Source organism: Consotaella aegiceratis (genome assembly GCF_036541425.1).
GTDB lineage: Bacteria > Pseudomonadota > Alphaproteobacteria > Rhizobiales > Rhizobiaceae > Consotaella > Consotaella aegiceratis.
Genome location: NZ_JAZHFT010000007.1, coordinates 87624 through 110875, shown reverse-complemented (window position 1 = coordinate 110875; position 23252 = coordinate 87624). Strand labels below are relative to the sequence as shown.

Below are 23252 nucleotides of genomic sequence, written 5' to 3'. Positions count from 1 at the left end.
GACACGGTTACGAGAGGGGTGTGGCTCGTTCGGCCGAGGACACGATCTGCAAGCCGGGCTGCGCCTTAATCGACCCGAAAGCGGGGACGCCGTCCCGGCGCAAGGTCTCGATCCGGCGCTGAAAGGCGTCCGCCGGCAGCGGATTGGAGAAGTAGTAGCCCTGGAACAGGTGGCAGCCGGCATCGGCCAGATGCTGCACTTCTTCCGCCATCTCCACGCCTTCGGCCTGGACCTGCATGCCCAGTTGCCGGGCCAGATCGATGATACTGTGGCAGATCACCTGCGAAATGCGATGGCGATGAACCTGATCGACGAACTCGCGATCGATCTTGATCTTGTCGGCATGAAAATTCTTCAGATAGGAGAAGCTCGAATAGGCGCGGCCGAAATCGTCCAGCGCGATCGAGACGCCGAGTTCGTGCAGGCGGGCGATCGCCGTACGCACATAGACCGTATCCTCCAGATATGCGGTCTCGGTTAGCTCGATCTCGATCTGACGGGCGCCGACCTCATTGGCCTCCAGCGCGGAGACAAGCGACTTGAGAAAACGCGGATTGGAAAATTCCCGGCCCGAAGCGTTGATCGAGATCTTCAGGCCGCGCAAGTCGTTGTTTTCCCATTCCCGCACCTGGGCGCAGGCGGCGGCGATGGTCCAGCGACCGACCTCGTGGATCAGCGAGGTGGCCTCCGCCAGCGGGATGAAGCTTGCCGGCGTCAACAGTCCGCGCTGGGGATGAACCCAACGGATCAAAGCTTCGGCCCCGACCGGCTCGCCGCGGCGGATGTCGATGACGGGCTGATAGTGGAGCACGAACTCGCCATGCTCGATGGCTGCGGCCAGATCCGCCTCGGGCGCGTCGCGGCTGCAGCCAGCCATGGCTATGGACGAACGACGGGAGGGAATCGGCATGGTTTTTTTCGGCGCGGCGGCCGGGGCATTGGGTCCGCCACTCATCGTCTATGCCCCGACCGATTGTCCCGACCGGCATGCCACACCGACGTCCATTTGCCGCCGCATTGTCCGATCACCAGAGGTTGCCGTCGAGCCGACGATTGCACTCCGATCCGATTCGCGTCCAGCAAAAGACCCACGCCCCATCGTCCGCATCTTCTAATAGTTGTAACGAACATATTAAGCGAAAAGCTATTCAAAAAGCCGACTTCTTCTTTTCCCTAGAAAATTGCAAAGCATTGATCGAGATCCAACTAGAGGGTGCAAATTTCATATTTTGACAATACAAGCCTAGCGGAGAGCCGAACTTGATGAAATACCCGCATATTTGGGTGGCAAGTCGAATGACGCTACTGTACAGCCAACGAATGTCGGCTACTCGAACTATGCTATCGTGGGGCGGGGTTGATGCGTGACGATCGACGCGAAGTCGGTCGTGCGAACCTCGCCCGACGGCAGTCGGGAAGCCTTGCAGAAACGATGTTGAATATGGTCGACTTCAACGAACGGCGCGTGCGTATCTACCGTTGCGTGGAAGATGCCGCGGATTTCGAGAGAACGCTTTACGAGCTTCGCGACCTCTTCGGTCTGAAGCATGTTGCCTATCACTCGGCCCGCGCCGGCGCAGCGCCCGACCACGACCCCTACGTGCAGGTCACCTACGATGCGGCGTGGATCAAGCAGTATCTTCAGCAGGGCTACATTGCGGTGGACCCGGTGGTTCGCGAAGGCTTCCAGCGCTCCTTGCCGTTCGACTGGTCCGAACTGAGGATCTCCGGCCCCGAGCAGATGACCTTTTTCCAGGACGCCTTGCAGCACGGCGTGGGACGCAGCGGACTGTCGATCCCCGTGACGGACAAGACGGCCCGCCGCGGCCTGTTCTCGATCTGCAGCGACATGGGGGGCGAAGCCTGGGCGGCCTACAAGAAGGCCAATCTGGCTGATCTCATCGAGACCGCCAACCTGCTTCACAAGGAAAGCGGCAAACATCTTCATTCGGACGCCAGCGTCCGCCTCGCGGCGCGCGAATTGGAGTGCCTGCGCTGGATTGCCCAGGGCAAGGACGTGTTCGACATCGCCCTGATCCTCGGCCTGTCGCAGCACACGGTGCGCTCGTATCTGAAGTCCGGGCGGCTGAAACTCGGCTGCGCGACCATGGCCCAGGCCGTCTTCAAGGCGACGACGCTGGGGCTCCTCGGCGACCAGTCGCACTTTCGAACCTGAATCCGAGCCCGCCAGCCCTCAATCTCGCGCGCCAATCTGTGGGCGTTGAGCAGGGCATTGGTAAGCGTGAATAATCGTCTCACCCTCAAGAAGGAGAAGATGATGCTCACCTTGCTAGAGCCGTATCAGTTTGCAGAAAATGCCGGCATCCTGGAAAAGATGTTTCGCCTCCGGGCGCGGGTATTCCACGACAAGTTGGGATGGGACGTTCAGGTCGTCGATGGACTTGAGAAAGACCAGTACGACGAGATGAGCCCGGTCTACCTGATCATGCTGGACGATTCGAAGCGCGAGGTGCTGGCCAGCGCGCGTTTCCTGCCGACGTCGGGCCCCACGCTCATCACCGATACCTTTTCCGAGACGATGGGCGACGATGCCCAGTTCTCTTCGCCGACGATCTGGGAGTGCACCCGCTTCTGCATCGACGAGGACTTGCTGGAAACGATGCCCCAGGGCGCCGCGACCGCCGCGAGCATCTCGTCCTTGATGCTCATCGGCTGCGGCGAGTTCGCGATCAAGAGCGGTATCGAAGGCATCGTCGCCAACTTCGATGCGGCGATGTTCAGGATCTACCGGCGGGCCGGCGCCGAACTGACGGTGTTGGGCAGCAGCAGCCGTTTCGGCGAGCGGCCGGTCTATGCCGGCATCTTCCACATCGCCGAAGACATCTGCGAGCGTATGCGGGTGCGGGCCGGCGTCCGCGGCCCGGTGCTTGCCGATCCTCGCGAGGCCTTGCCGAACGTTGCGGCCGCCGCGTAGCACCGATCCCGCATCGGGGTTCCGGCCGGACAGCGCGGCCGGCCCCGGCACATCCTGACGGCATGGCGATCGCTGCTATTTCGGAAAATCCGGGCGGCGCAGCAGCGAGGCGACGATCGTCAGGCCGGCGCCGATGGCGCCGATCGTAAAGATCACCGTCAGTCCGCTCTGCATGATCGTCAGGAGCATCTGATCGGCCTCGGCGGCGGTCGTCGCGGTCATCTCGAACAGGCCGATGATCCAGTGCGCCGCGGCGCTGCCCGGAATCATCGGAATGCAGCCGGCCACCGCCAGCGCGTTGCCGGCCCGGCGGATGTCCACCGGCACCGTGTCCGCCAGTTCGACCGTGACGGCGACCGCAGCCGCAGCGGCAAAGGACGCGGCCTCCAGTGCCCATCCAGCCTCCAGGCCGGCAGTGCGAACGCCCAGGGCGATGGCGCCCGCCAGACCCGCCCAGATCAGCGTCACGCCTTCGAAATTGAACAGCACGCCGAACCCGGCGGCCGCGATGGCGCCGAACAACATCTGATGGGCGATGCCGTGGCTCAACGGGTCCAGTTGCAGCCCCATGCCGCCGAGCAGAATGCGGGTCGCGCCGATACCGACGGTCAGAAACACCAGGACCATGAAGACGCTCACCGCGCGGGCGCTGCCCAGCGTCGGAAACCCTTCCATGATGTCGGTCTGGGCGTTGATCGCCGGAACGCCCGGCACCAGCATGAGGACCGCCGCGCTCATCGCGATCTGCACCATGCCGCTGCCGACGAGCCCCGACAGGAGTCCGGCCAGCGCCGAAGCCGTGAACGCCACCAGCCCCGTCGTGACGAAGCCGTTGACGCCGTGCCGGATCAAAAGCAGGCGGATCCACTGGCCGATCGCGCCGGCGACCAGGACCGGGACGAAGGCGCTCCAATCGGTACCGAGCAGCCGGCCGAACGAGGCGCAGGCGATACCCGCAGCCAGGCAGAGCGCCGCCACGGGATAGCGCGGCAGATCCTTCTCCAGAGCGGCCAGGGCCTGCCCCGTTTCGGCACAGGTCATGCCGCCGCGATGGACCCGGATGCACAGTTCGCGCAGGGCGTGGTTCAGCCGCATGTTCACCCCATGCGCGCCGAAATCCAACATGCGCGTGATGGTGCGCGATCCGTCGCCCACCGTCACCGCGATCGAGGCGAAGCCGACGCGGATGTCGGTCCGCCGGGCGCCCAGCCCGCGCGCGATCAAGGTCATGCCTTGACGCACCACGGCGGCCTTGCCGCCGCTCACCATCAGCATCCGCCCGGCCTCCAGCGCGACCATGGCGATCGGCTCGAGAGCCAGCAGCTGTTCCGCTGGCCCGGGATTTTCCGACATCGACATTCGATTGATCCTAGATTCAGCTCTCGATGGTTCGAGGTCTCAAGCACACCGGCGGCGAACAGCCAACCAGCCGGCCGGGGCGAACCTCTCGCGAATCCCTTCTTTGAGGGCGGCACACGCTATCCCATGACCGCCATCGATCGTAGGGGGGTGGTTACATGGGGGCATTTCTTGCAGGTCAGAGCTCGAGCGCCGGCGCCTTGACGCAGCGCGCCACTCTGTCACACAAGCTTCAGCCTCGCTCCGGAGGCCTGCCGACCGGTCAATTCACGCCCGCGAGCAAAATGGGGAAGCACTCATGACGTCGCTCAAGTTCGGAACCAGCGGCTTGCGCGGTCTGGTCGTCGACCTCGTCGGCTGGCCCAGCACGGCCTACGCGCTGGCCTTTCTCCGGCACGTGTCGGGCGAGAGCAACGGCGCCCGCGAGGTGCTGTTGGGGCACGATTTGCGCGCCAGCAGCCCCGACATCCTGCGCGCTTGCGTCGCGGCCGCGAACGAGGCCGGCTTCACCGCACTGTCCTGCGGCGCCGTTCCCACCCCTGCCCTGGCCTATGCGGCCTTGGGTCGCGGCTCGCCGGCGATCATGATCACCGGCAGCCACATCCCGGACGATCGCAACGGACTGAAGTTCTATACCGCGGCCGGCGAGATCACCAAGGCGGACGAGGCCGCCATCGCGGCCGGCGTCGCCGGCCTGCTCGAACACGCCGCCCCCCAGGCCGGCCTCGGGGCCGACAGCCTGCCGCTGGCGGCGCTGCCGGCATTTCACGATCGGATTCTCGACTTCTTCGGACCGGATGCGCTGAAAGGTCTGACCGTCGGTGTCTATCAGCACAGTTCGGTGGCTCGCGACTTCCTCGTCGACCTGTTGCAGGCGCTCGGCGCCGATGCCCGACCCTTGGGTCGCGCCGACCGGTTCGTGCCGGTGGACACCGAGGCCCATCGGCCCGAAGACATCGAGTTGATCGCCGGCTGGGCCGCCGGCAGCCGCTACGACGCCATCGTCTCGACCGACGGCGACGCCGACCGGCCTCTCGTCGCCGACGAAGCGGGAACCGTCCTGCGCGGCGACGTGATCGGCCTTTTGACCGCACGGCATCTCGGGCTCACCACCATCGTCACGCCCGTGACGTCCTGCTCGGCGATCGAGACCTCGGGCGTCGCCACCGACGTGATCCGCACCAGGGTCGGCTCGCCCTTCGTCATCGCCGGCATGGAGGAGGCGCTGCGCTCCGGCTCCGGCGCCGCCGTCGTCGGCTTCGAGGCCAATGGCGGCGTTCTCCTGGGCTCGGATCTCGAGCGCGACGGCCGGCGCATCTCGGCCCTGCCGACGCGCGACTCGATCCTGCCGATCGTCAGTGTCCTGGCGGAGATCAAGCGAAGCGGCCGGCCGCTTTCGGACCTCGTCGACGATCTTGGCACAGGCCATACGGCCGCTCATCGGCTGCAGCACGTCGGCGCCGACCGCAGCGGTCCGTTTCTCGCTCGCCTCGCCGAAGACGCGGACTATCGCTCGACGTTCTTCGCGCCCGTCGGCGCCGTGGCGCGGGTCAACGGCATCGACGGCGTGCGCAGCATTCTCCAGGACGGTTCCGTGCTGCATTTCCGGGCGTCCGGCAATGCCCCGGAGCTGCGCTGCTATGTCGAGGCGGCAAGCCCGGAGACGGCCCGCCATCTCCTCGACTGGGGCCTCGCCCGCGCCGGGGAGGCCGTTGCGCGAAGCGACGGATAGCCTGCATCGCCCCCCCTCTGCCGCAAGGTCACATATCCGCATTGCGGTTTCCGACCACGAGGGTCGGCGCATTTTGCGGGCATTTACCTTCAAAAATGCAGGCACCCTGCCGATTAAAGGAGCAAACGACGGGGCTGGAACGATTTCGACTTTATCGCCCACTTGATTTTGAAACGGCGCGTTTTCTTTAATCACAGAGAACAGGAAGGGAGCGTCGTATAGCGTGCAGCCGTTTGATGAGATGTGGGCCGCTCAAGGCGGTGTCCGAGACCCCTACTCGACTTTCTCCGCTTGGTTCGATCAGCAGGACCCCGAGCTGTTGAAGGCCAAGGCGAGCGAGGCCGAGGCGTTTTTCCGCCGCACGGGTATCACCTTCGCCGTCTATGGCGACGAGCAGGCGACCGAGCGTCTCATCCCCTTCGACCTCATTCCGAGAATTCTCGCCAAGAGCGAATGGGATCGGCTGTCGCAGGGCATCGAGCAGCGGGTCTGGGCGCTCAACGCCTTTCTCAACGACATCTACCACGACCAGGAGATCGTGAAGGCCGGCAAGGTCCCGGCCCGCCTGATCCAGGGCAACGACGCCTATCTGCCGCAGATGGAGCGTTTCCAGCCGCCGGGCGGCATCTACACCCACATCATCGGCACCGACATCGTGCGCGTGGGAGAAAACCAGTTCTTCGTGCTGGAGGACAATGCCAGGACACCATCCGGCGTCTCCTACATGCTGGAAAATCGGGAAACCATGATGCAGATGTTTCCCGAGTTGTTCGCCCATTGCCGCGTGCGGCCGGTCGAGACCTATCCCGGCGATCTGCGCAGGTCGCTGGCGGCGGTTGCACCGCCGGCCTGCGAGGGCTCGCCGACCATTGCCGTGCTCACGCCGGGCATCCACAACTCCGCCTTTTTCGAACACGCCTTTCTCGCCGACCAAATGGGCGTCGAGCTGGTCGAGGGATCCGACCTTCAGGAGATCGACGGCCGCATCGCCATGCGTACCACGCAAGGGTACCAGCCGATCGACGTGCTCTATCGCCGCGTCGACGACGCCTTTCTCGACCCCCTCGCCTTCCGTCCCGATTCGGTGCTTGGCGTCGCCGGCATCATGAACGTCTACAAGAACGGCGGGATCACCATCGCCAACGCGCCGGGCACCGGCATTGCCGACGACAAGGCGATCTATTCCTATATGCCGGACATCGTGGAGTTCTACACGGGCAAGCCGGCGCTCCTGGAAAACGTGCCGACCTGGCGCTGCGCGGAGGACGACAGCCTCGCCTACGTGCTGGAGCATCTCGAGGACCTCGTGGTCAAGGAAGTGCATGGATCGGGCGGCTACGGCATGCTGGTCGGACCGACCGCCTCTTCGAAGGAGCGCGAGGCCTTCGCGGCCAAGCTGCGCCAGAACCCCGGCAACTACATCGCCCAGCCGACCCTGGCGTTGTCGACCGTGCCGATCCTCACCGAGGCCGGGCTCGCCCCGCGCCATGTCGATCTCCGACCGTATGTCCTGGTGTCCGACAAGATTCGCATCACGCCTGGAGGGCTGACGCGCGTTGCCCTCAAGGAAGGGTCCCTGGTGGTCAATTCCAGCCAGGGCGGCGGGACCAAGGACACCTGGGTGTTGGAGGACTGAGATGGCGCTTCTCGGACGTACCGCCCAGGGCCTGTTCTGGATGCAGCGCTATATCGAGCGCGCCGAGAACATGGCGCGGCTGCTCGATGCCGGCCTGCGAATTTCGATGACCAATCTGTCGGCCGGGCCGGAAGAATGGCAGTCGATCGTCACGGCGGCCGGCGTGGAAGCCGTTTACCGGAGCAAGCACGAGAGCTTCGAGCCGGAGACGGTGATCAACTTCCTCCTGAGGGATCGCGACAATTCCTCGAGCGTGCTGTCGTCGATCGAGACCGCCCGCACCAACGGCCGCATGGTGCGCACCGCGCTGACCCGCGACGTCTGGGAATCCCTGAACGAGGGCTGGATCCATATCAACCGCCGCCTGTCGCACCCGGTTACCGAGAGCGAGCTGCCGGCCGTCCTCGAGCTGGTCAAGCGCCAGACCGCCTATGTGCGCGGCACCTTCTACGGCACCCAGCTGCGCAACGAGATCTTCGATTTCTGCAATCTCGGCACCTTCATCGAGCGGGCCGACAACACCGCCCGCATTCTGGACGTCAAGTACTGGGTATTGCTGCCGAATCATTCGTCGGTCGGCTCGCCGCTCGACATCTTTCAGTGGGGCTCGATCCTGCGATCAGTTTCGGCGCATCGCTCCTACACCTGGGAATATCACGGCGACTACACCGCGCTGAACACGGTCGACTTCCTGATCCTCAACCGGCGCATGCCGCGCTCGCTGGCGCACAGCTACGAGCGCATTCACGAGAGCCTGTCGTTTCTGGCCCGCACCTATGGGCGCGAGGACGACTGCCATCACACGGCCGGAGAGCGCTTCGGCCAGCTATCGCGCTACGAGAATGCCGGCGAGATCGTGGAAAGCGGGTTGCACGAATTTCTTGAGGCCTTCATCCGGGACAACAACCGGCTGGCCGGCGAGATCGCCCAGAGCTACGGCTTCTACGTCTGAGCCGTCGCACGAAGGGCTCGGCTAAGGTTCTGGATAAAAACTGTCGACATCTCGACGCCGCCATATTGGCGGCGTCGCGGCGACAGGCTAGGCTGGCACCAGCGTATGCGGTTATTCTGACAAAATCTGACAGTATCGGCGTCGCCACCCTGCCTTTTTCGAAGGAGCGAGGCATCCGTCATGACCTATTGTGTCGGGATCCAGGTTGATCGCGGCCTCGTCTTCATGTCCGACACGAGGACGAACGCCGGTATCGACAACATCTCGGTGGTTTCCAAGATGAAAACTTGGGAGGTGCCGGGGGACCGCTTTCTTTGCCTGCTGAGCGCCGGCAATCTCGCCACCACCCAGGCGACCATTGCGATGCTCGAGCAGCGCAGCGTGGCTCCGGCCAGCCGCGAGGCCGAGTTCCTGTCCCAGCCCTCGATGTTCCAGACGGCGAAGGTGATCGGCGAGACGCTGCGCGAGGTCATCGCCTCGACGGCCGCCACCGGCCAGAACGCCGACGGCATGTTTTCGGGCACCTTCATCCTGGGCGGCCAGATCCACGGCAGCCAGCCGCGGCTCTTCACGATCTACCCCGAAGGCAATTTCATCGAAGCCGGGCCCGACAACCCCTTTTTCCAGATCGGCGAGCACAAATACGGCCGCCCCATCATCATCCGGACCTACGATCCCGGCCTGTCGCTGGAGGAATGCGCCAAGCTGCTGCTCGTCTCCTTCGATTCGACCATCCGCTCGAATCTGTCGGTAGGCCTGCCCATCGACATGCAGTTCTACGAGACCGACAGCTTCAAGGCGGGCTATCGGCGCCGTTTCGAGGCGCGCGACCCCTACTATTCGACGATTTCCGAAGGCTGGTCGGACGCGTTAAAGACGGCTTTCGATCACCTGCCGCCGTTCCATGTCGACGACAACGTCACCCGGCTGGCAGCGCGCCGCAACAGCGAGTGAACACGGCGGCCCTGCGCGCTCAGGGTTCGCGGCGCAGCCGCTTCTGAGCCAGTTCGTCGAGATAGGCCTGCCAGCGCTCCTCGCCCTCGTCTGCGAGTTCGACCAGATAGCGCCAAGTGTAGAGCCCGGTGCTATGGCCGTCGTCGAAGACGATGCGCACCGCATAGTTGCCGACGGGGACGACGTCGACGATCGCGACGTCCTTCTTGCCCGCCACCGTCACGCGCTGGTCCGGCGAATGACCCTGCACTTCCGCGGACGGCGACAGCACCCGAAGCATCTCAGCAGGATAGCTTTCGCTGCGATGATCCGCCCACCCAACGACGAGCGTCCTGCGGTCGCGCGTCACGCGGATCTCCTCCGGCGCGCTCGCCATCTCCGTCATCGCCGCGATCTCCTCTCCGATTTGCTTTCGTGATCGGCCCGAGCGCTTGACCCACTCCGTCGTGACGTCCACATTCCGCGACATCAGCGAGCAAAGGAGCAGCGGCTCGCGCCGCAATGTCATGAGTTTTTCACCAGACTTCAAGGCCGGTCCAGGCGCCACGCCGCGATCGGCGGAGATGATCGATCCCTTCGGACGACGCGTCACCTATCTTCGGATGTCGCTCACCGACCGATGCGACTTTCGGTGCGTGTATTGCATGGCCGAGGACATGGAGTTCCTGCCCCGGCGCGACCTTCTCACGCTTGAGGAACTCGATCGCCTGGCCTCGGCCTTCGTCGCGCGCGGCGTCAAGAAACTGCGCCTGACCGGCGGCGAGCCTCTTGTGCGCAAAAACGTGATGCATCTCATCCGCTCGCTGTCGCGGCACCTCGAAAGCGGCGCGCTGGAGGAGCTGACGCTCACCACCAACGGCTCGCAGCTTCCCCGCTTCGCCGATCAGCTGGCGGATTGCGGCGTCCGGCGGATCAACGTCTCGCTCGATACGCTCGATGCCGAAAAGTTTCGCGCGATCACCCGCTGGGGTTCCTTCGACAAGGTGATGGAAGGCATTCGCGCCGCCCAGGCCGCCGGGCTCTCGATCAAGCTCAACGCCGTCGCCCTCAAGGGCTTCAACGACGACGAAATTCCCGAGATGCTGAAGTGGGCGCACGGCGAAGGCATGGACCTGACGCTGATCGAGGCGATGCCGATGGGCGAGATCGACGCCGATCGCGTCGACCAGTACGTGCCGCTCTCCGAGGTCCGCCGCTCCCTGGAGAACCGCTTCACCCTAAAGGATATTCCATTCAAGACGGGCGGCCCCGCCCGTTATGTGGAAGTGGCGGAAACCGGCGGCCGACTGGGCTTCATCACGCCACTCACCCACAATTTCTGCGAGGGCTGCAATCGGGTCCGCGTCACCTGCACTGGCATGCTCTACATGTGCCTCGGCCAGGAGGACTCGGCCGATCTGCGGGCGCCGATGCGCGCGTCCGAAGGCGACGAGACGCTTCGCCAGGCGATCGACGAAGCCATTCGGCGCAAGCCGAAAGGCCACGATTTCGTCATCGACCGCGCCACTCGCCGTCCCTCGGTGTCGCGCCATATGAGCGTGACAGGAGGATGATGATGTTGAAGAGACCGGCGCTTTTGGCGGTCTGCTCGGCCCTGGTGCTGATCTCTGCCGGTGGTGCCCGCGCGGACGACCTGACCTATCACAACAGCCGGTTCGGCACGTCGGCGACGTTTCCGGTCGACGCCTTTCCGCAGCGCATGCCGGCGCCGACCAATGGCGACGGAATGGCCTGGCGCTCCGACGATGGAGCCGAACTCTACATCTATGCCCGCCGAAACGCCGGCAACGAGACACCGGCGGATGTGATTGCCGGGCGGGAAGCCGAGGACGACGTCACCTACAAGGCCTCCGGCAAGAGCTGGGCCGTGGTCTCGGGCTACCGGAACGACAAGATCTTCTACGAGCGTTACATCTTTCGCGGCGATCTCGTGCATTCCGTCGCCGTTCTCTATCCGCCGGACCTCCGCTCCACCTACGATCCGCTCGTCGGGCCCGTCACCATGACGCTGAAGGCCGAGACACTCGAATAGCCGCCACCAATCCGGCCCTTTTCGGCAATAGCCATTGTCATACGGCGTAAGGAACCGCGCCGCCGGCTCGACGATTGTCAGGCTGAACCCTGTTGCAGCAGCCCCGGAGGCTCGTACTATGAAGCGTTTGATGACAACCACCCTGCTCTGCGCCGCGCTCGCCTCGACCGCCGCATGCACGCACACCGAAAAGACGGTCGCAGGCGGCGCCGTCGGTGCCGTTGGTGGCGCTGTCGTGGGTGGTGCCGTGGGCGATACGCCGGGTGCCATCGTCGGCGGTGTCGCCGGCGGACTGGGTGGCGCTGCCGTGGGCAGCCGGCTCTGAGCGACGTCGCCGGCTTTGTGCTCGCAGGGGGGCGTGGCAGCCGCATGGGCGGCACCACGCCCAAGCCACTGATCTCGCTGGCCGGCAGGCCTTTGATCGCCTACGTGCTGGATCGTCTGGCGCCGGTTCTGAAACCGGTGCTGGTCGGAACCCATCCGGACCGCGGTTTCGAAGCGTTGAACCTGCCGCTGGTGCCGGACCGGCTGGCCGGCTTTGCCGGCCCCCTCGCCGGCCTCGATGCCGCGGTGGCATGGCTGCGCGAGAATGAGCCGAAGGTCTCCGGCCTCATCTGCACGCCGGGCGATACGCCCTTCCTGCCGTTCGATCTCGTCGAACGAATGCTTGACGGGCCGCGCGACGAGGTTCGTTCGGCCCGCTTCTCAGGCCTCCTGCAGCCGAGCGTAACCTACTGGCCGCTCGCCCGGCTGGACGATTTGGCGGCCTATCTCGAGGAGACTCCGGACCGCTCGATTCGATCGTTCCTGGCGCGCTCGGGCGTCCAACCGGTCGATTTCCTTCCCAGCGACCATGCGCCGCATGGCGATTCATTCTTCAATGTAAACACGCACGAGGATCTGGCGAAGGCCACCGCTTTCCTGGCCGGGTGATCGCTTTTCTCTTGTCTGCCCAGGCATAGCGGGGCATGAAGCGGCGTCCATCCTCCGACGCATCGCCTCGGCCCCGCTGACGGGCGGCCTTGGCGAAGCCGTCGCGCCTGTCCATCGATCGCCCGGTCTCTCGTGCCCGTATCGCGTCCCGCCGCTGAGTTTCCATGCTTGACGTGATCTCCACCACGAGCGTCGTCTTCCTGCTCATCGCGGCGGGCTTCGTCGCCGTCAAACGGTCGGTCTTCTCCAGCGCCGAACTGGCGACGCTCGGGAAATACGTGATCAGCTTCGCCCTGCCTGCGCTGATCATCCAGTCGGTGTCGACCCGGGAATTCGGCGAAATCGTCGATCTCGCCTATCTCGGCGCCTACGGCCTCGGCTCGGTTGCCGCCTTCGCCGCCGGTTATCTCGTCAGCCGCCGCGTGCTCGGTCTCGACCCGCTCGCCTGCACCTTCCAGGGCATGGGCACCTCCTGCGCGAACAGCGGCTTCATCGGCTATCCCATTCTGCTGATCGCCATGCCATCGATCGCGGCAACGGCCTTTGCGCTGAACGTCGTGGTCGAAAACGTCCTGATGATCCCGCTCGTCCTGGCGCTCGCGGAAAAGACGGCCAATGGGGTGGAGGAGGGCCGGAGCCTGGGCCTGACGATCGCTGGCCGCGTCCTGCGCAACCCCATGGTGCTTGCGCTGATCGTCGCGTTGGCGATCGCGCTGAGCGGAGTGGAACTGCCCGAGGTCGTGATGCGGCCGTTCAGCCTGGTGGCGGCCTCCAGCGTGGCGGTGTCGCTGATCGTCATCGGCGGAACGCTCGCCGGCCTGTCCTTGAACGGTCTCGACGGCAGGGTCTTCGTCGTGGTTCTCGGCAAGCTCGCCCTCCATCCCCTGGCCGTCTGGCTCGCCTTCGTCGGACTGGGCATTCTAGGGCTGCGCGTCGCCGACGCCACCCTGTCCCACGCCGCGGTCCTGCTCGCCGCCTCCCCGTCAATGACGATCTATCCGATCCTGGCGCAGCGCTACGGCCAGCAGAACAGCGCGGCGCTTGCCATGCTGCTGATGACGGGCGCCTCGTTTTTCACGATCAGCGCCGTCTTGTGGCTGGTCACGGCCGGTCCGTAATGCGGCTGTTGTTCCGAAGGTGCCAAATGGACTTCCTCCCCGGTTGCCGCGTCGTTTTTCAACATCGGAGTCGCCATGTGGTTGTTGCATTCGGAGCGCCTTCAATGGAATGATCGCCGCCTCAATAGACGTGCTCAAACAACAAGCGATCTCGTCCAAGACAATTCGCAAACCATGCACAGTGAGGTTTCCATGCGTCCCATCAAGTCTCTGACCCTCGCCGTGGCGGCCCTCGCCCTGTCCACGGCGGCAGGCTTCGCCCAGGACAAGGATTGGTCCACGGTCAAGATCGGCACCGAAGGCGCCTATCCTCCGTTCAACTACCTGACGGCCAGCGGCGAACTCGCCGGCTTCGACATCGACATCGCCAAGGCGCTCTGCGACGAGATGAAGGTCGAGTGCGAGTTCGTCACCCAGGATTGGGACGGCATCATTCCTGCCCTGCAGAACGGCAAGTTCGACGCGATCATCGCCTCGATGTCGATCACCCCGGAACGCGAGGAACAGATCGACTTCACCAACAAATACTACCAGACGCCGCCGGCGATCGCGGTGCCCAAGGACAGCGACATCGCCGAGGCCACGGCCGAGGCGCTCGATGGCAAGGTCATCGGTGCGCAGGCCGCGACCACCCATTTCCAGGCCGCCGAGTCCTATTTCCCGGACGCTGACGTCCGCGGCTATCCGACCGCCGAGGAATACAAGCTCGACGTCGCCAGCGGCCGCCTCGATGGCGTAGTCGACGACGTGGTCGTGCTGGACGAATGGCTGAAGACGGACGAAGGCAGCTGCTGCAAGCTGCTCGGCACGCTGCCGGCCGATCCGGAGATCTATGGCAAGGGCATCGGCATCGGCCTGCGCAAGGGCGACGAAAAGCTCAAGGACATGTTCAACGACGCGATCGTCGCGATCCGCGAGAACGGGACCTACAAGGAGATCCAGGACAAGTACTTCGACTTCGACGTGTACGGCGAGTGATCAGAATCCTGGTTTCCAATAATGTCCGGCCGCCCGAGCGGCGGCCGGCTTTTGTTGTCGAGCGATCATGAACGACCCCACCTATTGGCAACTCATCGGCTTCGGTGAGTATGGTTGGGGCGACGACATTTTGTGGGGGGTCCTCCTCACGATTTCATTGGCGCTGGCCACCCTGCCGGGGGGACTGGTCGTCGGGCTGCTGATGGCCTTGGGCAAGCGGTCGAACGACCAGGCGTTGCGGCTGGCGGCCAATATCTACACCACGATCTTTCGCGGCCTGCCGGAGCTGCTGACGCTGTTTCTGGTCTATTTCGGCGCGCAGCGGCTGATCAACGCCGTCACCGGACTGGCGGATCTTCCGGCGATCACCGTATCGAGTTTCCAGGCCGGCGTCATAACGCTCGGCCTCGTGTTTTCCGCCTTCGCCAGCGAGGTGTTTCTCTCGGCGTTTCGGGCGATCCCCCACGGCCAGTGGGAAGGCGGCATGGCGCTCGGTCTGTCGCGGTCGCGCATCATGCTGCTGGTCATCCTGCCGCAACTGATCCGCATCGCCCTGCCCGGCCTCGCGAACCTTTGGCAGAACCTGCTCAAGGACACCGCGCTGGTTTCTGTCATCGGACTGACCGACATCCTCCGCCAGACGCAGATCGCCGCTCGGGTGACGCGCGAGCCATTCCTGTTCTTCGGCCTTGCCTGCGTTCTCTATCTCGCCCTGACGATGATCTCCTCGATCGGGATCAACGGCATCGATCGCTGGACGAAGCGCGGCGGGGTGGCGAAATGAGCGCGCCTCCTTCTTCCACCACAGCCGACCGCGTCGGCATTGGCGGCGTTCTGGCCCTGAGCGCCTGGGTTGCCGCGGGTGCCGGACTTGTCACCTACCTCTTCAACGCCTGGAATCCGGAGCTCATCGCCCGCTACGGGCCGACCTATCTGGACGGCCTGAGGGTGACGGTCTCGCTGGTCGTGATCTCCATCGTCGCCGGCGCCATCGTTTCGATCCCCGTCGCCTTCGGCCGGATGTCGACGAATCCGATCGCGCGCGGCGCGTCCTTTGCCTTCGTCTATTTCTTCCGCGGCACGCCGCTGCTCGCGCAGATCTTCCTGATCTATTACGGATTCGGGCAGTTCCGCCACGGGTTCGAAGCCGTCGGACTGTGGTGGTTCTTCCGCGAGGCGTGGTATTGCGCCATCTTCTCGCTGTCGCTGAACACGGCGGCCTATCAGGCCGAGATCCTGCGCGGCGCCATCGAGAGCGTACCGCGCGGCCAGTGGGAAGGCGCACGCGCGCTCGGGCTGCGGCCGGTCGTCATCTTCTGGAAGGTGATCCTGCCGCAGGCGTTGATGGTCGCGCTGCGCCCCTACACCAACGAGATCATCCTGATGGTGAAGGCGTCCGCCATCGTCGCCATCATCACGGTCTTCGACCTGCTCGGCGAAACGCGGCGCGCCTATGCGCGCACATTCGACTTTCAGACCTACCTCTGGGCCGCCCTGCTCTATTTCATGATCGTCGAGGTGCTACGCAACCTCACGAATCTGGCGGAGCGTCGCCTGACGCGGCATCAGAAACGCTAGAGCAACGGCCGGGCCGGCAGTGGGCTGGCAAGCCGACCACTCAGACCAGGAGCAATGCAATCATGGCCAAAGTCGCCTTCATCGGTCTCGGCGTCATGGGCTACCCCATGGCGGGCCACTTGAAGACCAAGGGCGGGCACGACGTCACCGTCTACAACCGCACCGGCGCCAAGGCGGAGAAATGGGCCTCGGAGTTCGGCGGCAACCATGCCGCCACCCCTAAGGAAACGGCCGACGGCGCCGACTTCGTGTTCTGCTGCGTCGGCAACGACGATGACGTGCGCTCCGTCATCCTGGGCGAAACCGGTGCCTTCGCCGGCATGAAGCCCGGTGCGATCCTGATCGACAACACCACGGCATCGGCGGAGCTCGCGCGCGAGCTCGACGCGGCCGCCCGTGACGCCGGCCTCAAGTTTCTCGATGCGCCGGTCTCCGGCGGCCAGGCAGGCGCCGAGAACGGCGCGCTGACCGTAATGGTCGGCGGCGAGGACGACGACTTCGCAGCGGCCAAGCCGGTCATCGAATGCTATGCCAAGATGGTCGGGCTGATGGGGCCGGCCGGCTCCGGCCAACTCACCAAGATGATGAACCAGATCTGCATCGCCGGCCTCGTCCAAGGCCTGTCGGAAGCGATCCATTTCGGCAAGAGGTCCGGTCTCGACATCACCAAAGTGGTCGATGTCATCTCCAAGGGAGCCGCGGGATCATGGCAGATGGAGAATCGGCACCGGACCATGGCGGCCGCCGAATACGACCACGGCTTTGCCGTCGAATGGATGCGCAAGGATCTATCGATCTGCCTCGCCGAGGCTCGGCGAAACGGATCGAGCCTTCCGGTGACGGCGCTGGTCGATCAGTTCTATGCCGAGGTCGAGGCGATGGGCGGCACCCGTTGGGATACCTCGTCGCTTTTGGCGCGCCTCGAACGCTGAAGGGGTGAAGCGGCCTGTTGAAGCCCTGACGACTTCTATCGTGCGACTGACGCCCGCCGGTTCGAAAACCGCTGGCAGGCGTACAATGGTAATTCAAGCAAGCGCGGGCAGAACGCCGGCGATATCCCTTGCCTGAAACGGCTTGCCGACCTTCGGCACGCGGTGAAACGACGACGGAAGGTCGTCCAGCCGGCTCGATATGAAGCAGAACGGGATGCGCCGCCGCAGCAGTTCCTGGGCCACGGGCAACGACGTTTCACCGTCGCCGCCCAGATGGATATCCAGCATGGCGAAATCGACGCCACGCTCGATGCCCATCAGGCCGGCTTCGACGCTGTCGGCGACGACGCATTCCGCGCCGCTTCGACTTTCGACGATATCTTCCAGATCCATGGCGAGGATCGGCTCGTCTTCCAGAATGAGAACTCGCATCTTTCGTCCCTTCAATTTTCCGCTAAATGCGTGGTCGACGAAAGAGTTGCGGACAAGCTACGATAACGCTGTAACTTTTAAGCGATATGTGTCGCAATTGTTATTAAGCATATCTTGACGATCGGAACGGCGGCGACGCGGCCGTCCATTGATCATGCTATTGCAAGCTTTGGCTTCTTTTAGCCGACGCTTTGCCGGCGCGGCTGGGAATCGTCGCGGCCGTCGGCCGGCCCATAGCCCATTCTTTGCTTGAAGCGCGTCAAGACTTCTGCTGCGATGCGATCCGGCGGCGCCGGCTTGGCAAAGAAATAGCCCTGCAGCTGATCGCAGCCGAAGGAATGCAGCAGATCGACCTGGGCCTGCGTCTCGACGCCCTCGGCCGTCACCTTCATGCGCATCTGGTGTGCCAGCGCTACGATCGTTGCAATGATTTCGGAGACGTTCGGTTCACCGTGCTCATAGGCGAACATGAACGATTGGTCGATCTTCAGCTTGTCGAAGGGGAAGCGCCAGAGATAACCGAGCGAGGAATAGCCGGTGCCGAAATCGTCCATGTCGATGGACACGCCCAGCGCCTTCAAATCGTTCAATTGCGCGAGGATGTCGTCCGAGCGCTGCAACAGCAGGGATTCCACCACCTCGATCTCGAGCCGGCGGCCGGAAATTCCGGCTTCCGCGAGAGCCTGCCTGACAATGTCGAGCAGATCGCCGTCGCGGAACTGCACGGCGGAGAGATTCACCGACACGAAAAGGTCGTCCGGCCATTGCGCGATCTGGCGCGTCGCTTCCCGAAGAACCCAGGTTCCGATCGCCTTGATATAACCGCGCGCCTCGGCCACCGGAACGAACTCGGATGGCGGAACGTAGCCGCCGTTGCCATCCGGCATCCTGACCAACGCCTCGAAGCCGAGCAGGCGCGAGCCGTCGCTGCTGACGATCGGCTGGTAGAACAGGCAGAAGCCGTCGGTCTCCACGGCGTTGCGCACCATGGCTTCGATCTCGCGCCGCTTGTGCGTCTCCTCGTCCATGAAGGACTCGAACAGGGCGAAATCGCCGTTGCGTTCGGCCTTGTGATAGGCGAGCGCCAGATGCGAGTATTTGAACAGCTCGTCATGGGTCTTGCCGTCGAGCGGGGCCTGGGCAACGCCGATCGAAATTCGCGGCCGGATCACCTGCCCCATCAGTTCGACGGGCTCGCCCACGGCGTCGACGATACGGCTCGACAGCCTGTCGAGTTCGCCCGAATCGCTGATGCGGCGATGCAGAAGCGCAAAATCGTCCGGCCCCACGCGCGCCAAAAGGTCGGAGCTTTCGACGATCGAGGACAGCCGGCTGGCGACGATGCGCAGGAGCTGGTCGCCGCTGGCCTGGCCGAGACTGTCGTTGATGTCCGCCAGGCCGTCGATGTCGATGAAGTAGTACGCCATGCGTTCGCGCGTCGCCCGCGCCGTGCCGAGCACACGATCCGTCTCTTCCTGCATCCGGGTGCGGTTCAGGAGATGCGTCAGTGGATCGTGATTGGCCAGGAAGTAGATCCGGTCATCCGCCTCCTGCATCTTGCGGCGGCGACGGACGTAGAGAAGCATCGGAAGCCCGGTTGCCAAGAGCACGATGCACAGAAGCGTCAACGAGCTTCCCATCAGCGTGCTTCCATAGGTCTGGCGATCGTCGTTCATATTCGCATCGACCGAGACATAGCCGATGGTCTGGCCGTTTCGGATCAGCGGCATCAGCACCGACGGGTTGCTGCGGCCATCGTCGTAGACGACCTGCCAAGACCCCTTACGAGCGAGGACGGTATCTGACAGCCGGTCACCCGTGCTCACGCCACCCGGCCGGTCACGGAGCAGCCAGGCATAGCGGTCGGATCGAGACCGGAAGACCTCCTTGCCGTATCGATCGAAGATCACGAAGCTGCCGATATCGGACAAAGCCGCGACGTCGCGAACCGTCGCCTCGGCATCGGCCTTGCGGGCGATCCCGGTCAGGAATGCGTCGACATTGCCCTCCTCGGAGATGAGGAGCTCGGCAAACGCCGCGCCCTTTTCCCGCATGGCGGAATCGATGAGATGCCCGACGGTGTTGGTCCCCAGCATCAGCGTCGAAATGACGACGAAGGCTGTGACGGCCGCTCCTACCGCAACGGGAGATCCATACCGCCGGAGTTTGCTGATCGCCATGGGCCTTTTCGCTTGTTATGGCGGCACGTTAACCAGCGAAGGTAAAGAATTCGTCAGGCAAACAGCGGCAACTCGCGAGACCCGCCGCGCCTTTTGTCACCCGTCTACATATTTGACGCACGACAAGTCCGGAAATGTCTTGCGCAAGCTGGGCTGCAAGGCTCTGCGAGACTGCAAGCCGGCGATCAACGGTCCCAGCGCCGGTGAAACCACATCCACTGTTCCGGATGTTCCCGCACCCATCCCTCGACGACGTCGTTGAGGAGCTGACAGCTCGCCGCGATATCGATGGCGCCATCGCCGTCGCGCGGCAGGTCCAGGCGCGGCTGGAGCTCCAGCCTGTAGCGTCCGTTCGGCAGGCGGATGGAGCGTGCCGGATAGACCTCGCAGCCGAACTGCCGCACGAGCTTGGGCAACAATGGATTGGTGCGGCAGGAACGGCCGAAGAACTGCGTCGGGACGCCCTTGCGAAACTTCTGGTCGACGAGCATGCCGACCGCGCCGTGGTTTTCCAGCGTCGAGGCCAGAGCCCATGCCGCGCCGGCCTTGGACGGCACCAGCTTGCCGGAGCGCGTCTTGCGGGTCGCCAGCACACGCCGCGCGATAAAGCGGTTGTTGGGCGGCCTGAAGAGCGCCGTGACCTTCAGCCCGAACGTCGCCGCGCAGATGGGCAACAGCTCGAAGCTGCCCAGATGTCCGGTGAAGAAGACGATCGGGCCTTGTCGGTCGCGCAGCTCGACAAAGCGATCGACACCATCGACCTCGACCACGCCAGGCTCGGCGCTGGTCGGGTCGAAATCGAAGAGCTCGTCCAGAAAGATGTATTCTGCGGCCAGCCGGCCCATCTGGCCCCAATTGGCGCGCACGATCCCGTCGATCCACGCCTCGTCCTTGTCCGGGAACGCCAGCCGCAGATTGGTCTTTGCCACGCGATGGCGCGGCGTCAGCGGTCCGAGCAGCCGCGCCAGGCGATCGACGATGGAAAGACCGACGCGCGGCGGGACCAGCCGCAGCACGGCCAACGCTGCGAAGGTGATCTGCGCGACGAGCCAGTCCTGCGCCTTGCGGGCACGCTTGAACAGCCTTGCGAACCGGGGATTCATCGCGATGGGACGGGCACTTCGCCTTGCGGGAGACCGACGTCCAGGATGATCTTCCCGAACACCTTCCGGCTTTCCATCCGATCCAGCGCCAGTTCGATGTCGTCAAAGCCGACGACGGTGTCGATGACCGGCTGCACGAGGCCGCGCGCCATCTTGTCCATGGCGTTGCGCATATTCTCCATCCGACACCCGAAGGAGCCGATCAACCGAAGCTGTTGTTGGAACAACATCATCAGGTTGAGCTCGGAGCTTACGCCGGTGGTCGAACCGCAGGTGACCAGCCGGCCGCCGCGCTTGAGCGAGAACATCGAGCCAGCCCAGGTATCGGCGCCGACATGCTCGAAGACGACATCCACGCCACGCTTGCGAGTGATCTTGCGCACCACGCCTTCGAATCGGTCCTCGCGATAGTTGATGACATGGTCGGCGCCGAGTTCCCTCGCCTTCTGCGCCTTTTCGTCGGAGCCCACCGTGGTGATCACGGTGGCCCCATGGCGCTTGGCGAGCTGGATGGCGGCCGAACCGATGCCGGAGCCGCCGGCATGCACCAGGATCGTTTCGCCCGGCTGCAGGCCGGCGTTGTCGAAGAGCATGTGCTCGACGGTGCCGAAGGTCACCGGCGCCAATGCGGCAGCGACCGAATCGCACTCCGGCGGCGCAGGCACCAGCAGGCGCGCCGGCATGTTGATCTTTTCCCGCGCGAAGCCGTCGAGATGGAAGCCGTGCACGCCAGACACCGCCTCGCAGAGATTGTCCCGTCCCTCGCGGCAGGGCTTGCACAGACCGCATGTGTGCGCGCCATAAAGCGAGACGATCTGGCCAGGCACCACATTGCCGACGCCCGGCCCGATCGCTTCGACCACGCCGGACGCTTCCGCGCCCACGGTCAGCGGCAGGGTGCGCTTGGCGAAGGCCATGCCGCGCCAGCCCCAGACATCGATATGGTTCAACGCGACCGCGCGGATGGCGACAGTCGCCTGCCCCGGTCCCGGCAACGCCGGGTCGGCAATGTCCTTGACCCGCAATTCGCGCGTCCCGGTCAGTTGAAGTGCGCGCATGTTCCTTGTCTGGTCCCTATGATGATCGGCCGGCTGCGTGGCAGCGCACTAGCGCGGCTCGCGGCCCAGGACAAGCGACACGTTCTGTCCGCCAAAGCCGAAGGAGTTCGAAAGCACCGTCGTAATATCGGCGGCCCGGGCCTGGTTCGGCACCGTATCCAGCGGAATGGCGGGGTCGGGGACATCGTAGTTGATGGTCGGCGGCAGGATGCCCTCGCGCATCGCCAACACGGAGAACACCGCCTCGATGGCGCCGGCCGCCGTCAGCGTATGGCCGATCATCGACTTGTTGGAGGAGATCGGCGTGGAAGCGATCGCATCACCGAAGACGGCCTGCAGGCCGGTGTATTCCATCCGGTCGTTTTCCGGCGTCGAGGTGCCGTGCGCGTTGATGTAGTCGATTTCGTGCGGCGCGAGGCCGGCGTCCTCCAGACCATGCTTGATGGTCGCGATGATCGGCGAGGCGTCCGGCTTCGAACGGGTGCGGTGGAAGTCGTCCGCCTTTTCGCCGCAGCCCAGTACAAGTCCGAGGATCTCGGCGCCTCGCGCCCGGGCAGATGCCAGCGATTCCAGCACGAGAGCCCCCGCCCCTTCCGCCATGATGAAGCCGTCGCGGTCCTTGGAGAAGGGTTTCGAAGCCCTTTCGGGAACGGCGTTCTGGGTCGACAAAGCCGACAGCAACGAGAAGCGGATCAGCGCCTCGGCGGTCACCGAACCGTCGGTGCCGATCGTCAGCGCCCGGTCGGTTTCGCCGCGCCGGATCGCCTCCACGCCGAGCTGAATCGCCGATGCGCCGGAGGCGCAGGCCGTGGAGAGCGTGACGGGCAGCCCGCGCGTGCCAAAACGATCCGCCAACCGCTCGGCGATGCGGCCGAACAAGGTGAGATCGTAGATCTCGCGAGACGGCAGCGAACGCGCCAATTCCAGAAGACGATCGTAGCCGGCCTCGGCCCGTGCGTCGCCCTGAAGCTGGTCGAGCGCCAGGCGATGCTGCCATTCCAGCTCCACCGGCGGCGCGGCCAGAAACAGCGGTCCACCGAAATCGTCGCCGTCGACGGCAGCCATGCCGATCGCTTCGGCAGCGGCACTGTCGGCCAGCGCGAAGGACAGATCCACGGCATTCAGCGGCTCGACGCCCATGATGTCGACCGTGCCGGCGATCGTCGTGCGCAGGCCATCGGTGGCGAATCGCGAGATCGTCCGGATCCCCGAGCGCCCCGCCTTCAGCCCCGCGAAATTCTCGTCCACTCCGCGTCCCAGCGAAGAGACCACACCGACGCCGGTCACCGCGACGAGCGGCCGGCCATGGGAATCGAGCGTATCGGCAGTCATCTTCGAAC

Annotated in this window: 23 protein-coding genes; 15 read left to right on the top strand and 8 right to left on the bottom strand. The window is 64.4% G+C overall.

All coding sequences use genetic code 11. The features are described from left to right. Positions 1-7: 7 nt before the first annotated feature. Entirely contained in the window at positions 8-910 is a 903-nt protein-coding gene (locus tag SMD10_RS07415) for a putative bifunctional diguanylate cyclase/phosphodiesterase (protein ID WP_331685033.1), read from the bottom strand. Positions 911-1441: 531 nt separating this feature from the next. Between SMD10_RS07415 and SMD10_RS07410 the strand changes: the two genes are divergently transcribed. Next, on the top strand, positions 1442-2176 hold the full coding sequence (locus tag SMD10_RS07410) for a helix-turn-helix transcriptional regulator (protein WP_331685032.1): 735 nt from the start codon (positions 1442-1444) through the stop codon (positions 2174-2176). 102 nt (positions 2177-2278) lie between these two features. After that, complete coding sequence (locus SMD10_RS07405; RefSeq protein WP_331685031.1) at positions 2279-2935, top strand: acyl-homoserine-lactone synthase; 657 nt, start codon at positions 2279-2281, stop codon at positions 2933-2935. A gap of 75 nt (positions 2936-3010) precedes the next feature. On the opposite strand, the gene SMD10_RS07400 is transcribed toward SMD10_RS07405, so the two are convergent. Continuing rightward, a complete protein-coding gene (locus tag SMD10_RS07400; RefSeq protein ID WP_331685030.1) occupies positions 3011-4294 on the bottom strand; it encodes a threonine/serine exporter family protein in 1284 nt (427 codons plus the stop codon). A 298-nt stretch (positions 4295-4592) separates the two neighbouring features. On the opposite strand from SMD10_RS07400, the gene SMD10_RS07395 reads away from it, so the two are divergent. From SMD10_RS07395 to SMD10_RS07380, 4 genes are all read left to right on the top strand, one after another. Beyond that, entirely contained in the window at positions 4593-6026 is a 1434-nt protein-coding gene (locus tag SMD10_RS07395) for a phosphomannomutase (RefSeq protein ID WP_331685029.1), read from the top strand. A 223-nt stretch (positions 6027-6249) separates the two neighbouring features. Further along, complete coding sequence (locus SMD10_RS07390; RefSeq protein WP_432757197.1) at positions 6250-7662, top strand: circularly permuted type 2 ATP-grasp protein; 1413 nt, start codon at positions 6250-6252, stop codon at positions 7660-7662. Between the two features lies 1 nt (position 7663). After that, positions 7664-8614 carry an alpha-E domain-containing protein gene (locus SMD10_RS07385; RefSeq protein WP_331685028.1) on the top strand — a complete coding sequence of 317 codons (951 nt, stop codon included), beginning with the start codon at positions 7664-7666 and terminating at the stop codon, positions 8612-8614. Positions 8615-8794: 180 nt separating this feature from the next. Beyond that, positions 8795-9568 carry a proteasome-type protease gene (locus SMD10_RS07380; protein WP_331685027.1) on the top strand — a complete coding sequence of 258 codons (774 nt, stop codon included), beginning with the start codon at positions 8795-8797 and terminating at the stop codon, positions 9566-9568. Positions 9569-9587: 19 nt separating this feature from the next. Here the strand turns inward: SMD10_RS07380 and SMD10_RS07375 are convergent, their stop codons facing one another. Beyond that, entirely contained in the window at positions 9588-9944 is a 357-nt protein-coding gene (locus SMD10_RS07375) for a gamma-butyrobetaine hydroxylase family protein (protein WP_432757202.1), read from the bottom strand. Between the two features lie 130 nt (positions 9945-10074). Here SMD10_RS07375 and moaA point away from each other — a divergent pair, with 130 nt between their 5' ends. From moaA to SMD10_RS07330, 9 genes are all read left to right on the top strand, one after another. Beyond that, on the top strand, positions 10075-11121 hold the full coding sequence (gene moaA / locus SMD10_RS07370; RefSeq protein ID WP_331685025.1) for a GTP 3',8-cyclase MoaA: 1047 nt from the start codon (positions 10075-10077) through the stop codon (positions 11119-11121). Positions 11122-11123: 2 nt separating this feature from the next. Next, positions 11124-11600, top strand: a complete 477-nt coding sequence (locus tag SMD10_RS07365) for a hypothetical protein (RefSeq protein ID WP_331685024.1) — start codon at positions 11124-11126, stop codon at positions 11598-11600. 130 nt (positions 11601-11730) lie between these two features. Further along, the gene (locus SMD10_RS07360) at positions 11731-11925 is read left to right on the top strand and encodes a YMGG-like glycine zipper-containing protein (RefSeq protein WP_331685023.1); all 195 of its coding nucleotides are present in this window, start codon (positions 11731-11733) and stop codon (positions 11923-11925) included. A 17-nt stretch (positions 11926-11942) separates the two neighbouring features. Further along, positions 11943-12533 carry a molybdenum cofactor guanylyltransferase gene (mobA, locus tag SMD10_RS07355; RefSeq protein ID WP_331685022.1) on the top strand — a complete coding sequence of 197 codons (591 nt, stop codon included), beginning with the start codon at positions 11943-11945 and terminating at the stop codon, positions 12531-12533. A gap of 164 nt (positions 12534-12697) precedes the next feature. Next, positions 12698-13651 carry an AEC family transporter gene (locus SMD10_RS07350; RefSeq protein ID WP_331685021.1) on the top strand — a complete coding sequence of 318 codons (954 nt, stop codon included), beginning with the start codon at positions 12698-12700 and terminating at the stop codon, positions 13649-13651. Between the two features lie 192 nt (positions 13652-13843). Further along, positions 13844-14629 carry an ABC transporter substrate-binding protein gene (locus SMD10_RS07345; protein ID WP_331685020.1) on the top strand — a complete coding sequence of 262 codons (786 nt, stop codon included), beginning with the start codon at positions 13844-13846 and terminating at the stop codon, positions 14627-14629. Between the two features lie 67 nt (positions 14630-14696). Then, the gene (locus tag SMD10_RS07340; RefSeq protein WP_331685019.1) at positions 14697-15413 is read left to right on the top strand and encodes an ABC transporter permease; all 717 of its coding nucleotides are present in this window, start codon (positions 14697-14699) and stop codon (positions 15411-15413) included. Next, complete coding sequence (locus tag SMD10_RS07335) at positions 15410-16207, top strand: ABC transporter permease (RefSeq protein WP_331685018.1); 798 nt, start codon at positions 15410-15412, stop codon at positions 16205-16207. The genes SMD10_RS07340 and SMD10_RS07335 overlap by 4 nt, the downstream gene beginning before the upstream one ends. After that, positions 16093-17139, top strand: coding sequence for an NAD(P)-dependent oxidoreductase (locus tag SMD10_RS07330; RefSeq protein ID WP_331685075.1), 1047 nt, complete (start codon positions 16093-16095; stop codon positions 17137-17139). The genes SMD10_RS07335 and SMD10_RS07330 overlap by 115 nt, the downstream gene beginning before the upstream one ends. A 93-nt stretch (positions 17140-17232) precedes the next feature. On the opposite strand, the gene SMD10_RS07325 is transcribed toward SMD10_RS07330, so the two are convergent. The 5 genes from SMD10_RS07325 to SMD10_RS07305 form a co-directional block, all read right to left on the bottom strand. After that, positions 17233-17571 carry a response regulator gene (locus SMD10_RS07325; protein WP_331685017.1) on the bottom strand — a complete coding sequence of 113 codons (339 nt, stop codon included), beginning with the start codon at positions 17569-17571 and terminating at the stop codon, positions 17233-17235. Between the two features lie 179 nt (positions 17572-17750). Further along, the gene (locus SMD10_RS07320; protein WP_331685016.1) at positions 17751-19751 is read right to left on the bottom strand and encodes a putative bifunctional diguanylate cyclase/phosphodiesterase; all 2001 of its coding nucleotides are present in this window, start codon (positions 19749-19751) and stop codon (positions 17751-17753) included. Between the two features lie 185 nt (positions 19752-19936). Next, positions 19937-20854, bottom strand: a complete 918-nt coding sequence (locus tag SMD10_RS07315; RefSeq protein ID WP_331685015.1) for a lipid A biosynthesis lauroyl acyltransferase — start codon at positions 20852-20854, stop codon at positions 19937-19939. Beyond that, entirely contained in the window at positions 20851-21912 is a 1062-nt protein-coding gene (locus tag SMD10_RS07310; RefSeq protein WP_331685014.1) for a zinc-binding dehydrogenase, read from the bottom strand. Before SMD10_RS07310 ends, SMD10_RS07315 begins: the two co-directional genes overlap by 4 nt. A gap of 48 nt (positions 21913-21960) precedes the next feature. Next, the gene (locus SMD10_RS07305) at positions 21961-23244 is read right to left on the bottom strand and encodes a beta-ketoacyl-ACP synthase (RefSeq protein ID WP_331685013.1); all 1284 of its coding nucleotides are present in this window, start codon (positions 23242-23244) and stop codon (positions 21961-21963) included. Between the last annotated feature and the right edge of the window lie 8 nt (positions 23245-23252).